This is a genomic window from Acinetobacter sp. F16 (genome assembly GCF_052712855.1).
In genome coordinates this window covers 20,604-33,219 of the sequence record NZ_JBRATK010000015.1, presented here as the reverse complement: position 1 = coordinate 33,219, position 12,616 = coordinate 20,604, and the positions used below count along the sequence as shown (strand labels likewise).

13 protein-coding genes are annotated in these 12,616 nt (G+C 41.1%); 4 read left to right on the top strand and 9 right to left on the bottom strand.

Features of this window, described 5'->3' with window-relative positions:
• Positions 1–14: 14 nt before the first annotated feature.
• The 4 genes from ACU0NF_RS09720 to ACU0NF_RS09705 all read right to left on the bottom strand — a co-directional run bounded on the left by ACU0NF_RS09720 (position 15) and on the right by ACU0NF_RS09705 (position 3,479).
• Positions 15–698: an ABC transporter permease subunit gene (locus ACU0NF_RS09720; RefSeq protein WP_131383882.1), complete on the bottom strand. Its 684-nt coding sequence runs from the start codon at positions 696–698 to the stop codon at positions 15–17.
• On the bottom strand, positions 698–1,441 hold the full coding sequence (locus tag ACU0NF_RS09715; protein ID WP_131266938.1) for an amino acid ABC transporter permease: 744 nt from the start codon (positions 1,439–1,441) through the stop codon (positions 698–700). The genes ACU0NF_RS09720 and ACU0NF_RS09715 overlap by 1 nt, the downstream gene beginning before the upstream one ends.
• 68 nt (positions 1,442–1,509) lie before the next feature.
• The gene (locus tag ACU0NF_RS09710) at positions 1,510–2,457 is read right to left on the bottom strand and encodes a transporter substrate-binding domain-containing protein (protein WP_445660979.1); all 948 of its coding nucleotides are present in this window, start codon (positions 2,455–2,457) and stop codon (positions 1,510–1,512) included.
• Between the two features lie 344 nt (positions 2,458–2,801).
• Positions 2,802–3,479 (bottom strand): DUF421 domain-containing protein, encoded by a 678-nt coding sequence (locus ACU0NF_RS09705; RefSeq protein WP_131266934.1) that lies wholly within the window; start codon positions 3,477–3,479, stop codon positions 2,802–2,804.
• A 352-nt stretch (positions 3,480–3,831) separates the two neighbouring features.
• Between ACU0NF_RS09705 and ACU0NF_RS09700 the strand changes: the two genes are divergently transcribed.
• Together ACU0NF_RS09700 and ACU0NF_RS09695 are read left to right on the top strand one after the other, a co-directional pair.
• Entirely contained in the window at positions 3,832–4,881 is a 1,050-nt protein-coding gene (locus tag ACU0NF_RS09700) for a molecular chaperone DnaJ (RefSeq protein ID WP_445660978.1), read from the top strand.
• Positions 4,882–5,072: 191 nt separating this feature from the next.
• On the top strand, positions 5,073–5,438 hold the full coding sequence (locus tag ACU0NF_RS09695; protein WP_445660977.1) for an endonuclease domain-containing protein: 366 nt from the start codon (positions 5,073–5,075) through the stop codon (positions 5,436–5,438).
• A 169-nt stretch (positions 5,439–5,607) separates the two neighbouring features.
• Here the strand turns inward: ACU0NF_RS09695 and ACU0NF_RS09690 are convergent, their stop codons facing one another.
• From ACU0NF_RS09690 to ACU0NF_RS09680, 3 genes are all read right to left on the bottom strand, one after another.
• Positions 5,608–6,048, bottom strand: a complete 441-nt coding sequence (locus ACU0NF_RS09690; protein WP_445660976.1) for a Panacea domain-containing protein — start codon at positions 6,046–6,048, stop codon at positions 5,608–5,610.
• Positions 6,048–6,977: a GAF domain-containing protein gene (locus tag ACU0NF_RS09685; RefSeq protein WP_445660975.1), complete on the bottom strand. Its 930-nt coding sequence runs from the start codon at positions 6,975–6,977 to the stop codon at positions 6,048–6,050. Before ACU0NF_RS09685 ends, ACU0NF_RS09690 begins: the two co-directional genes overlap by 1 nt.
• Positions 6,978–7,039: 62 nt before the next feature.
• Positions 7,040–9,931, bottom strand: coding sequence for a valine--tRNA ligase (locus ACU0NF_RS09680; RefSeq protein WP_445660974.1), 2,892 nt, complete (start codon positions 9,929–9,931; stop codon positions 7,040–7,042).
• Between the two features lie 185 nt (positions 9,932–10,116).
• Here ACU0NF_RS09680 and ACU0NF_RS09675 point away from each other — a divergent pair, with 185 nt between their 5' ends.
• Together ACU0NF_RS09675 and ACU0NF_RS09670 are read left to right on the top strand one after the other, a co-directional pair.
• Positions 10,117–10,779: a hypothetical protein gene (locus ACU0NF_RS09675; RefSeq protein WP_445660973.1), complete on the top strand. Its 663-nt coding sequence runs from the start codon at positions 10,117–10,119 to the stop codon at positions 10,777–10,779.
• Between the two features lie 79 nt (positions 10,780–10,858).
• Positions 10,859–11,665 carry an SDR family oxidoreductase gene (locus tag ACU0NF_RS09670; RefSeq protein ID WP_445660972.1) on the top strand — a complete coding sequence of 269 codons (807 nt, stop codon included), beginning with the start codon at positions 10,859–10,861 and terminating at the stop codon, positions 11,663–11,665.
• 151 nt (positions 11,666–11,816) lie between these two features.
• On the opposite strand, the gene ACU0NF_RS09665 is transcribed toward ACU0NF_RS09670, so the two are convergent.
• Both ACU0NF_RS09665 and ACU0NF_RS09660 read right to left on the bottom strand, forming a co-directional pair.
• Complete coding sequence (locus ACU0NF_RS09665; RefSeq protein ID WP_445660971.1) at positions 11,817–12,251, bottom strand: YbjQ family protein; 435 nt, start codon at positions 12,249–12,251, stop codon at positions 11,817–11,819.
• 3 nt (positions 12,252–12,254) lie between these two features.
• Complete coding sequence (locus ACU0NF_RS09660; protein WP_445660970.1) at positions 12,255–12,611, bottom strand: YbjQ family protein; 357 nt, start codon at positions 12,609–12,611, stop codon at positions 12,255–12,257.
• Between the last annotated feature and the right edge of the window lie 5 nt (positions 12,612–12,616).

Below are 12,616 nucleotides of genomic sequence, written 5' to 3'. Positions count from 1 at the left end.
CACTTTGTTATCATTCATACGCGTAACCTTCTTTGTAATTTTTTAACAGCATAAGTGGCCAAAAGACTAATGGTGAAATACACCAAACCTGCAAATAAAATGTACTGGGTCAGCAGCGACATCAGGTCACCACGAACATAATTGGTTCTGAAAAAGTCCAGTAAACCGATGGCATAGACCATGGTGGAATCCTGGAATAAAATAATGGTTTGTTGCAGCAGTAGCGGGGTCATTTTGCGAAAGGCTTGCGGCAAGATAATCAGTCGCATCGATTGCCCATAACTCATGCCTAAAGCAGAAGCCGCTGCGGATTGTCCACGCGGAATGGACTGAATACCGGCACGCACAATTTCAGAAAAGTAGGCGGCTTCAAACAGCATAAAAGCCACAATACTTGAGACCAGCGCGGTATCAATGGTCAGGTAATTTCCCGTTGCTGCAGTATAAATAAAAGGTACCGCAAAGTAGAACCACATCAGCACCAACAGCAGAGGAATGGAGCGGAACAGGTTCACATAACCTTGTGCAATAAAGTTAAAAACTTTAATGGAAGATAAACGCATTAAAGCCAGTATCGTGCCAATTAAAATACCACCGACTGTGGCAATACAGACCACTTTTAAGGTGATGCTGAAACCATGCCATAAAGCAGGGCCAGAGAGTTGTAAGTCATTTAAAAATGCAGAGAGCCATTCCATTATTTGCCTCCTGCAATTAAACCGGGTACATGCAAGCGTCTTTCCAGCAAGGTCATTGCCGAGATTAAACAGACGTTAATCACAATGAAAATCACGGTCACAATGGTATAAATCTCGATGGTATTTTGCGTATATTCACTGATGGTTTTCATTTGGGAAATAATTTCCGCAACACCGACCAGTGAAGCGACTGAAGTATTTTTGACACAGTTGGTCAGCTCTGAACTGAGTGGTGGCAAAATGGTACGAAAAGACTGCGGTAAAATGACGTGGCGGTAAAGTTGAGCGGTACTGAAACCCATGGCATAACCGGCATTTACCTGTCCAACCGGCAAGGCTTCAATGCCTGTACGTACCTGTTCACAGACCCGTGCAGCGGTAAATAAACCTAAACCGACACTGGCAGAAATCAGCGCCGTGGTATTGGCACCCAAGTCATTAATCCACCAATTGCGAATGACTGACGGTAAAAAGTTGGGAACCACATAAAACCAGATAAATAATTGAATCAGCAACGGTACATTTCGGAAAATGGTGACATAAGCCGTTCCGATAGCACGGGCAGTTTTGCTTGGCAAGGTTCGCATGATGCCCAGAATACTGCCCAAAACCATGGCAATAGTCCATGCAACAAGCGCAATCACCAACAGCCAGCCCAGACCAATTAAAACCCATTGCAAATAGGTACTGTCACCGACCCCTGTGGATTGCCACAAAACACTCCAATTCCAACTATAATTCATAGTGACTCCACTGAAAAGTCAGGTAAAAATCTCTTTTACCTGACTTTGAAAGTATGTTGTTTTAAAGTTTATTGATCGCGATCGTGTGGAGTAGCAATTAACGCTTTAAGCTGATCTGACATTTTAAAGTTTAAATTGATATTTTTTGGTGGAATAGGTTGCTGGAACCATTTCTCATACATTTTGTTAACTTCACCCGAACTATAAGCGGCTTTAATCGCATCATCGACCACTTGTTTAAAGCCTGTGTCGCCTTTACGCAGCATACAGCCATAAATTTCTTGAATGGGTGGGGTACCGACAATTTCCCACTTGTTCGGATCCGAAGCTTTAGATTTTTCACCGGCAAGCAAGATGTCATCCATCATAAAGGCAGCGGCACGTCCGTTTTGTAGCATAAGGAATGATTCTGCATGGTCTTTGGCAGAAATAATTTCACCAATGCCAAGCTCTTGCTGATGTTGACGAATATAACGCTCGGATGTTGTTCCGGCAGTAGTGACCAGTTTTTTGCCTTTAAGATCGGTGAAATCTTTCACCCCTGAATCTTTAGCGGTAAGCAGACGCGAACCAACCTCAAAGAAACCGACAGAAAAATCGACCTGTTGCTGACGTTCCTTGTTGTTGGTGGTTGAACCACATTCCAAATCAACGGTGCCATTTGAAACCAAAGGAATACGGTTTTGGCTGGTCACCAGGTTATAGCGAATTTTCAGGTCCGGCATATTCAGTTTTTGTTTAACCGCTTCAACCACTTTTAATTGCAGGTCATGCGCATAACCGACCGGTTGATTCGGATTGTCGGCAATATAAGAGAATGGAATAGAAGAATCGCGATAGCCCAACACGATGGTGCCAGATTTCTTGATTTTATCGAGGGTGCCTGAAGATGCCGTATCTGCACCGCTTGCAGGCTGGTCATTTGAAGCAGGAGCTTTATTGTCGCTACAAGCCGTTAAGCCAAACATAAAGGCGCTTGCGCAGAGTAGCGAAGTCAGGGTGCGTTTAGAGGTCATGTACAAAACTCCTTTTGTGTATTTTATTGATCATTTGCTTATGGTCTTGGACTGATCCATCTATCAAGTTATGCACAAATGATGCTGTTGTAATTATTCATGCAAGACTGCATCAATTTCATCTTAAGCGAGTTATCTAGTATTGCTCAAGCAAAATTTATGCAGAATTTGTTAATGATAAATGTTTAGGAAATAACCATTTTTTTAGCCAAAACCCGGTATAGCAAGCGACTTTAACTACAGCAGGAAACATGCCAGAGTGCGTTCCTCATTTTGACTTGCGACTAAAGTTTAAGGCAGTTTGATTTGAACGAAAGATAAAAATATTCAGAAGCTATGACAATTTAGCTTAACATCTGACTATTCAGCGCTTTGGCCCAGCGGCAACATTTACAACGTGAACATTGCTGATCCGGCTTGGAAATATAATCGACATGGCCGCAATACATGCAGGCATAACAGGTGTCCGGTTCTACTTGCGTGGTTTGCTGATACTGTTTGGGGAAAAGCGGCAGGCCATAGCGTATTTCATCGGGTTTGAACAATAAAATACTAAATTTACCGTCAGTTTCCAGTAAGCCGGCACGTACCTGACCTAAATGCTCAATGCCTTGCTGACGCATTTCAGCAAAGAATTCATCATGCGACATTTTGCCGCGTTTAATCTTATCCAGAACCAGTACCCCATCTTCTACAATATAAAGCGACTTTCCTTCGATCAAGTCTTCAAAGGGTTGGTATTTCATCATCAGCCAGGTGGTCAGGCGATACAGGATAATGACAATACTCATGATCAGCAGCGCCTGGATTAGCGGCAGATCTTCAGTAAACATCGGGTCACCGGCAATGGAACCGAGAGATAAAATAATCGCCAGTTCGAAAATGGAAAGTTGCCGAATACCCCGTTTCCCGGTTAAGCGCAGAAAGATCATAATCATGATAAACATGAGAATTACACGTATGGTGATTTCTGCGGCAAATGTCCACGTGGTGTCATGAATAAAGATACTGGCCCAATCCATGTATGCTGTTCCTTTCTATAATTGCTTCATGATTCTTTTTATACTATGCACCAGTAGAGCAGGATGTATGTTTATAGTTCGGTAAAGAACTGCCACTATTTGAGTAACTTAGTTAATTGAAAATAACCAGTATGAAAAAATAAAAAGTTGAATAAGCCAATAAACCAATTTGTAGTTTTAAATTTCACACGCGGAATGCGGCATAAGATAATCTGAGCTGAAGCGTTGTTATAGCAGGTGCTGCGTATCAGGCATCATCTTTCCAGCAAATCCTATACTTTGCTTGCCATACACTTGTCTGTCATTGAATCAGGAATATTGCTATAGTTTTTCTTTTGCTTTTTTCTTCGCTATGTCTTTCAATTTAAAAACCACGGTTCAGCCAGACGCAGAGCTTTCGCCCCAGCAGAAAAAGCTCAATCGTCTGATAGAAAAAATTGAACAGCAAAAAGTAGACTTGGCAGCATGGGAAAAAGCCCAAAACGACATTCAACAATACGCGCGTCAAACCTTGGTGCCGGTGTATAACGAATTGCACACTGTATTGTTTCAGCAGCTTGAACAGTTATGGAAACATTTACATGGCGGTGAATTTTCAAAAGCTGAAGTCATGCTGCTTGATGAAAAAATCCAACATCTTGCAGCGTACTTAAAAGACTCTAAAGCCTTGTCCGAGCAACAAGCCAATACCGTCGAAGAAATTGATACCTTCTACCGGCAATATGCAGAACATACAAACGCGAAAAAAGCCAAGAAAAAGTCTTTAGCTGAAACAGATTTTAAGTTTGAAAGTGCTGAATCAGATGCTGATGAAACAGCATTTGATCCCTTCGGTGATTGGGATAATACAAAGCACGAACAGCAACGTGAACAAGCCAAACTTAAAAAGCAGCAGGAGAAACGAGAGCAAGCACAGAAAATGGCAGAGCAGTCGCTGAAAACCGTGTATTTAAAAATTGCTGCGGTGATTCACCCTGACCGTGAACAAGACGAAAGCAAGAAACTTGAAAAAACAGAAATGTTGCAACATGCCAATGCTGCTTATGAGAAGCAGGATTTGTTTTATTTACTCAAATTGCAAATACAGATTGAGCAAAATAGAGGAACAACACAAAAAGGTTTAACTACAGATCAAATCAAGTTTTATAAATTGGCACTTGATGCACAAAGTCAGCAGCTCGATAGCCGAATAGATGACATTATTGATTCACTGGTTTGGTCAGAGAATGCCCAAATTGCTGTGCAAAAGTCCAAAGGAAAGGTTCAGATTACTGATTTATATAAGCAAATTGATGCCGACACTGCAGCCATTAAACAGCAACTGAAATGGGAAAAGGAACGGCTTAAATATATGAGCCGGGTAAAAGGTTTGGAGATGTTGTTGGAGCATGGGGCTTTATAATTTTAAAGGCACCTCTCCCTTGCGCAGTCAAAATATATTTTGAGGATGCTCATCTCCTGAAAGGAGAGGGAAAATCCATTATTGATTTAATTTAAGCTAGAATTTCAATTTGAGAATTTACCGACAAAAATTAGAATCACAATGAAAGTTCCCTCTCCCTATGGGAGAGGGCTAGGGAGAGGGAAATAAGAATGAAAATAGATCCCCAACTTTTAATCTTCGCCAAATCCTTGCGCCACTTTGCTACCGATGCTGAACAGCTCATGTGGCAATTAATTCGTGCCAAGCAAATTATGAATCTGAAGTTTCGCCGTCAGCATGTGATTGCGCCGTATATTGCGGATTTTTACTGTCATGAAATTGGTTTAGTAATCGAGCTTGATGGTAGTCATCATGGTACAGATGATGCTATTGCATACGATGCAGAACGGACGAAGTTTTTAGAGGCTTTGGATTTAAAGGTTGTACGGTACTGGAATCATGAGGTGTTGAATAAAACGGATGAGGTGTTGGAGGATTTGTGGGAAATTTGCCTAAAATTAAAAGGTGATAAGTAATGGAAGCGCCTTCTCCCTCTGGGAGAAGGCGGGGGATGAGGGTTTTAAAATCAAAAGCACCTCTCCCTAACCCTCTCCTACAAGGAGAGGGAACTTCATTACGTATCAAATGAAAATTGAATTCACAATAGATGCTCCCTCTCCCTATGGGAGAGGGCTGGGGTGAGGGTTAAATAAATTTAGAAAAATCTAAGTAATTATATCTTGCAGACTGCTTTATAGGTGGTGTTGCATATACATAGTCAATAAAACTTTTCCAAGATAGAGATTTTGTACCCTCAATTACTTTATCGAGGACATTTTTAACTGATTCATCCAATATAGGTTTTTGACCTTTATATTCAATCAGAGTTTTGTCTGTTCCATAAATTGTTCTAGTTGAAACAACTCTTACTTCTGGATCTTCATAAGCGATATTTATAACATCTGTCACGTAAGGACCAAAATTATCGAAATACCAAGCAATATTTGAAATTTGTTTTTGACTATCTTTGTAATTTTCCCAATCTGCTAGGTAAATCATTTTGGTCAAACGAGCTTTAGAAAGCTCTTGAGAATGAGGGTAGGCACTACAAAAATATTTGATTAGATCATTTAGAGAGTGATTCATTATGCAGCCTCCCTTTGACAAGCATTTATAGTTTTTTCATAGTGTAAAAGAAATTGTCTAAAAAGTATTCGATATTCGTCAGTTAATTTAGAGTGTTCATCAAAGTCCCAATTAAGCTGTGTAGATTCGACGATTAGTACACCACAAACTTCAAACTCATCTCTATAAATAGGAAAACCAATAATACTTTTACTCTTCATTGTAAACGATTTAACTTCTTGTTCAGTAAAATTGTGTTTAATACATTCACGAATATATTGTTGGTTGTTATTTAGATAATTTTTGATGAATCTTCTTTTCAAGCGCCAACAATCACCAATGATACCTTGATCAATTGGAAATTGTTTTCGATGAATTTCTGTGAATTTAGCATCTAAAGCATATCTAGCACTCAAAACAAAATGACCTTCGACCTCTAAATATAAATTTATACACTCTCTAGATGTTAAGCCCCATTTTTGAAAAAGATATGCAATAAATTTACTGCCTATTTCAAATGATGTTTCTAGATTGCTATCTTTTAAAATATCTATAGCTTCTTCAGCTTCATTTAATTGCATTTTAGTGTTAATTAGTTCTGTTTCTTTTAATTGAATTTGTTTTTTCAAATTTTGATTTTCTTCTTCAATAGTTTTAGTTTCATTGCTTACTTTGCGGGTAATAAAAATTGATATAGCAAGCAATAATATAATTAAATAAAATGGATAAGAATAAAGAATATTTTTAAACATTAACCAACTATCAATATGATCACTACTGATTGAACTGACAAATGCAGTAATATCGTTTTTTAAAGTTGTAAAATCGGCGAGACAATATGCACTCAGCATAAAAAGAATTAGGGCTTCAAAGTTTTTATATAAATGATGATAGTTGTTCTCTAAATATTTTATAGAACGAACACACCAACTTTCTTTTTCTAAAGTCATAAAATTATAAAGGGCTGAATAATCAGCCCTTTATACATTGAATTAGATTAAATTGCTAATAATTAAAGCGCTGCAATCTGATCCATATTCGCTTGAATTTTAACTAACTGATCAGCAAATTCAGCAAGTTTCACTTTCTCACCTTCAACTACAGCCGCAGGTGCCTTTGCCACAAAACCTTCATTGGCAAGTTTCCCTGCAATTTGGTCATGCTGCTTTTGAACTTTATCAAAGTCTTTCTGCAAACGGCCCAATTCCGCTTTAGGGTCAATTAAACCCTTCATTGGAACAAATACAGAGGCATGACCGACTACAGATGAAGATGATAATGGTGGTTGTTCGCCATCTGCCAGGTAAGTGATGCTTTCCACTTTCGCCAATGCTTTAAACAAAGGCTCGATACGTGAAATTTGCGCAACTTCCGCATCAGTAATGTTTTGCATCAACACTGGAAGTAAACGCGCATTACCCAATCCCATTTCACCACGGATGTTACGTACCGCACCAATCAAACCTTGTAGCCATTGCATATCTGCTTCAGCTTGGTCGTTAATCAATGCTTGATCCGCAACAGGGTAAGCCGCAGTCATAATGGTTTCACCGCCCAAACCAATCATTGGTGCAAGGGTTTGCCAAATTTCTTCAGTCAAGTACGGCATGATTGGATGTGCAAGACGTAAAGATGCTTCCATTACCGCAAGAAGAACACGACGAACTTCCGCTTTACGCTCTTCAGAGACATTTTCATCGTTCAGAACTGGTTTGGTTAACTCGACATACCAGTCACAGTATTCATTCCAGATGAACTCGTAAATCGCTTGCGCAGCCAAGTCTAAACGATAGGTTGCAAATGCTTGTTGAACCGCTTGTTCCGCTTTTTGCAAACGGCTCACGATCCATTGTTCAGGCAATTCCCAAAGGTCTGGACGTGCAGTTTGACCTACAGTTTGACCTTCAACATTCATCAGAACGAAACGGGTACCATTCCAGATTTTGTTACAGAAGTTACGGTAGCCTTCAACACGTTTCATGTCGAACTTGATGTCACGACCAGTGTTGGCAAGTGCACAGAAGGTGAAACGAACTGCATCTGTACCGTAAGACTGGATGCCTTCCGGAAATTCTTTGCGGGTTGATTTTTCAATCTTCGCCGCCTGTTTCGGATTCATGAGTCCTGTAGTACGTTTTTGTACCAAAGTCTCTAAATCTACACCATCAATCAGGTCTAAAGGATCAAGCACGTTGCCTTTAGATTTAGACATTTTCTGACCTTCACCATCACGCACCAAACCATGAACATACACAGTTTTGAACGGAACTTGTGGCGTGCCGTCTTCATTTTTCATGAAGTGCATGGTCATCATGATCATGCGGGCCACCCAGAAGAAGATGATGTCAAAACCTGTCACCAATACATCAGTCGGGTGGAAGGTATTGAGGAAGTAGTTTTCTGCATCTTTTTTCGCGTCGCCAGTCCAACCTAAAGTTGAGAATGTCCAAAGACCAGACGAGAACCAGGTATCCAAAACGTCTTCGTCTTGATTCAGTTCTACATCAGCCGCAATGCCATTTTCTTCGCGTACTTCAGCTTCAGAACGACCCACGTAAATGTTGCCATCTACATCGTACCAAGCCGGAATGCGGTGACCCCACCAGAGTTGACGTGAGATACACCAGTCTTGAATGTTGTTCATCCAGGCCATGTACATATTGCTGTACTGTTCTGGAACAAATTTGATGTCGCCATCTTTTACCGCTTTAATGGCAGGCTCAGCAAGTGGTGCAATTTTCACGTACCACTGGTCAGTCAATAATGGTTCAACGATCACGCCTGAACGGTCACCGCGAGGTGCTTTCAAGTCGTATGGTTGAATTTGATCTAGCCAGCCTTCAGCCTCGGCTTGTTCAACCAGTTTTTTACGTGCAGCAAAACGCTCTAAACCAATATAGTCCGCAGGTGCAGCAATGGTTTTAGAAATCTGTTCGCCAGCTTTGGCAATGTATTCAAACTCAGCCAACACTTCAGCGTTTTTGTTGAAGATGTTAATGATTGGCAAGTTGCAACGTTTACCTACTTCATAGTCATTAAAGTCGTGTGCAGGAGTGATTTTTACACAGCCTGTACCGAAGTCTTTTTCAACATATTCATCGGCAACAACAGGGACCAAACGGCCTGAAATTGGCAGAACGATGTTTTTACCGACAAGATGTGCATAGCGTTCATCTTCAGGGTGTACTGCAACAGCCGAGTCACCAAGCAACGTTTCAGGACGCGTTGTAGCAACAACCAAGAAGTCATTGCCATCTTTGGTACGAAGGTCTTTATCTTCAAAGAAATATTTGAAATGCCAAAGTGAACCTTTTTCTTCTACTGATTCAACTTCAAGGTCAGACAGGGCAGTTTGGAGTTTAGGATCCCAGTTAACCAGGCGTTTACCGCGGTAAATCAGGCCTTCTTTATGTAAACGTACGAAGACTTCTTTTACAGCGTTTGAAAGACCGTCATCCATGGTGAAACGTTCACGTGACCAGTCTACAGACGAACCGAGGCGACGGATTTGACGGGTGATGTTACCGCCAGACTGTTCTTTCCATTCCCAGACTTTTTCAATGAACTTTTCACGGCCCAAGTCATGACGGCTGATTTCTTGTGCTGCCAATTGACGTTCAACCACCATCTGGGTTGCGATACCCGCATGGTCAGTCCCCGGTTGCCACAAGGTGTTTTTACCAGACATACGGTTGTAACGGGTTAAGGCATCCATAATGGCATTGTTAAAACCATGACCCATGTGCAAGTTACCAGTGACGTTTGGTGGCGGAATCATGATACAGAATGAGTCGCCTTTTTGAGATGGCTTAAAGTAGCCGTTCTCTTCCCAGGTCTTGTACCATTTTTTCTCGATCTCGGTAGGATCGTATGTCGTAGCAATATTTTGCGCAGAATCAGTCATAGTCAGAACAGATCAAAAGTGAATAAAAAATTAGGACTATTGTAGCAAAAAAATTACCGAATGAGGCAGCTTCACCAAATGCAAACTTTATGCAATTGGCATACACTGAATAAGAACTTATGATAAGAGTTAAATAAAAACAGCGCGAATGATCGCAATACAATTCTAAAAAGGATGTTATCGCTATGAGCTATTTAGTTTCTTTAAAATTAACCCGAGAAACCCATCAGCGCTTTCAGCAGATTCATCAGCAATTGAATCAGGGAGAAACGCAAAGTTTAGCCAAGCCTTTAGGCGAGGTGCTGGCAGATATTTCCTGTGAAGTTGTCGATCAGGTTTTTGGTGAAATTGCGCGATTGTCGACTACAGCCGATCAGGAATCTGAAAAAATGGTGCAGCAAATTTTAGATACCGTACGCAAATATATGCCATGGTCGGTTTCTTTCTTTGGCAATGACCGCTTGATCCCGATGGTGAATTATTTGAAAGATAAGGCCTATGAGGAAAATGGTCAGAATTATATTTCTTATAGTGTCGATCATGTCCTGGTGGTGGAATTGCTGGAATGTGTAGAGCAGCTCAAAAACGGCAATACCCATTATGTTTCGCCAGGCTTGAAAGCATTTACCCAGATGATCGATCAAGGCGTGACCAGTCTGGTCCGTGAACCCAAAAACATATTGAAATTCAATGTGGTGGTGGATAAAACTTTAAATGGCGTGATTCATTTGACTACACAGATGGGCTATAAGCGTTTGGAAAAACTGGGTACCCAGTATGATTCGCAAATGACCTATCGTTATTTTGATCATTTTCTGAGGTTTTTAAATCATGAGCAAAAACATTAATAAGCTATCCATGTATTAAGATATTCATACATTAAGTCTCAACGCATTATTAATCGTAAGTGTAATTAGGAACAACAATATGGCGAAGCAGGGCAGTTTAAACAATAAAGTGGTATGGATTACAGGGGCATCTTCAGGTTTGGGTAAGGCACTTGCGCAAGAGTGTGCCTTACAAGGGGCGCAGGTTGTACTTACTGCCCGTCGTAAGGATGAACTGGAAAATGTTCGCCAAAGTTTAGCCAATCCCGATCAGCATATTTCTGTTGTTGCCGACATTACCGATGAAACTCAAGTTCGTCATGCTTATGAACAGGTGTTAGATCAAAAGGGGCGTATTGATTGGTTGATCAATAATGCCGGACTGAGTCAGCGTGCCTTGATTGCCGATACCACCATGCAAACTGAACGCGCCATCATGGAAGTGGATTATTTCTCGCAAGTGTTTCTGACCAAAACCGTTTTACCAACTTTCCTGAAACAAAAATCAGGTCGAATTGCCTTTGTTTCCAGTGTCGCAGGGTTATTGGGTACGCAATACCGTGCCTCGTATTCGGCAGCGAAAGCAGCGATTCATATGTGGGCCAACAGCTTACGTGCTGAAGTGGCGGATGAAGGCGTAGGCGTTTCGGTCATTTTCCCGGGCTTTGTGAAAACCAATGTTTCATTTAATGCCTTAAATGGCGAAGGTAAAGCACAGGGTCATCAGGATGAAGCGATTGAAAACGGCTTACAACCGGAGGAATTTGCGAAAACTGTAGTCAAGTCTCTGCTTGCTGATGAAGAATATATTGTGGTTGGTGGTACTAAAGAAAAACTGGGCGTTCTAGTTTCGCGTTTGTCACCATCTACACTGTATAAAATGATTCGCAAGATGAAGGTGAAGTAAGCAAAGCTCCATCCTTTTTTAAAGATGAATACACTCGCAATATATTTTGAGTATAGAAGGGGAAAGTGACAAACAATCTCCCTAAATCCCTCTTTATTAAAGAGGGACTATGCTTTTCTCCCTCCTTTATGAAAGGAGGGCTGGGGAGGATTTACGATTGAATCGCCGTGCCATAAGCAAAGACTTCGACCATCCCGCCTTGCATGCCCAGTTCAGTGGTACTTAAACGCAAGCCCATAATATGGGTCGCGCCCATTTTTTCCGCTTCCAGTTTTAAACGCACAATGGCTTCACGTCGGGCACGTTCAACCACACTTTCATAACGGGTTAAACGCCCACCAAAAAAGTTTTCGATATTGGCAATCACATATTTAAAGTAATCATGTGAAATGACTACATTACTACTGATCATTTGTCCCAGATGTGGAGAGATTTTAAAGCGGCTATTATCCAGTGTGATATAAGCCAGACGCTGTTCCTGTCGATTCAGTTCATTTAAATGCTTTCTTTCGGTATATCGGCCAAAGCCCCAGCCCACCGCAAATAAAATTACAAAGATGGCTATTTTAAATATCAAGGCATCCATAGCTTAGCCTTGAGTCGGGAAGGGATCAGGCAGTTTTTGTGCATTTGCTTCAACCACCACGGCAGTGCCATAAACAAAAAGTTCAGAAGCGCCCTGGGCAATATTTGAAGTTGAAAAACGAATACCCACTACAGCATTTGCACCCATAGATTGAGCTTTTTCAATCATACGGCTCATGGCTTCCTGACGGGATTCTTCAAGCAGTTCGGTATAGGCCGTCAGCTCACCACCGACTATATTTTTTAAGCCGGCCAGCAAGTCACGTCCAACATGTTTGCTACGCACGGTACTGCCATACACCACATCAATTTGGCGGAGAATAGTATGTCCCGGCACAGATTCTAGATTACTTAAAAGCATGTTTG

What these genes read in the sequence shown, in the direction of transcription:
- ACU0NF_RS09720 (WP_131383882.1), bottom strand. Translation starts at nt 698, where the DNA reads ATGGAATGGCTCTCTGCATTTTTAAATGACTTACAACTCTCTGGCCCT.
- ACU0NF_RS09715 (WP_131266938.1), bottom strand. Translation starts at nt 1,441, where the DNA reads ATGAATTATAGTTGGAATTGGAGTGTTTTGTGGCAATCCACAGGGGTC.
- ACU0NF_RS09710 (WP_445660979.1), bottom strand. Translation starts at nt 2,457, where the DNA reads ATGACCTCTAAACGCACCCTGACTTCGCTACTCTGCGCAAGCGCCTTT.
- ACU0NF_RS09705 (WP_131266934.1), bottom strand. Translation starts at nt 3,479, where the DNA reads ATGGATTGGGCCAGTATCTTTATTCATGACACCACGTGGACATTTGCC.
- ACU0NF_RS09700 (WP_445660978.1), top strand. Translation starts at nt 3,832, where the DNA reads ATGTCTTTCAATTTAAAAACCACGGTTCAGCCAGACGCAGAGCTTTCG.
- ACU0NF_RS09695 (WP_445660977.1), top strand. Translation starts at nt 5,073, where the DNA reads ATGAAAATAGATCCCCAACTTTTAATCTTCGCCAAATCCTTGCGCCAC.
- ACU0NF_RS09690 (WP_445660976.1), bottom strand. Translation starts at nt 6,048, where the DNA reads ATGAATCACTCTCTAAATGATCTAATCAAATATTTTTGTAGTGCCTAC.
- ACU0NF_RS09685 (WP_445660975.1), bottom strand. Translation starts at nt 6,977, where the DNA reads ATGACTTTAGAAAAAGAAAGTTGGTGTGTTCGTTCTATAAAATATTTA.
- ACU0NF_RS09680 (WP_445660974.1), bottom strand. Translation starts at nt 9,931, where the DNA reads ATGACTGATTCTGCGCAAAATATTGCTACGACATACGATCCTACCGAG.
- ACU0NF_RS09675 (WP_445660973.1), top strand. Translation starts at nt 10,117, where the DNA reads ATGAGCTATTTAGTTTCTTTAAAATTAACCCGAGAAACCCATCAGCGC.
- ACU0NF_RS09670 (WP_445660972.1), top strand. Translation starts at nt 10,859, where the DNA reads ATGGCGAAGCAGGGCAGTTTAAACAATAAAGTGGTATGGATTACAGGG.
- ACU0NF_RS09665 (WP_445660971.1), bottom strand. Translation starts at nt 12,251, where the DNA reads ATGGATGCCTTGATATTTAAAATAGCCATCTTTGTAATTTTATTTGCG.
- ACU0NF_RS09660 (WP_445660970.1), bottom strand. Translation starts at nt 12,611, where the DNA reads ATGCTTTTAAGTAATCTAGAATCTGTGCCGGGACATACTATTCTCCGC.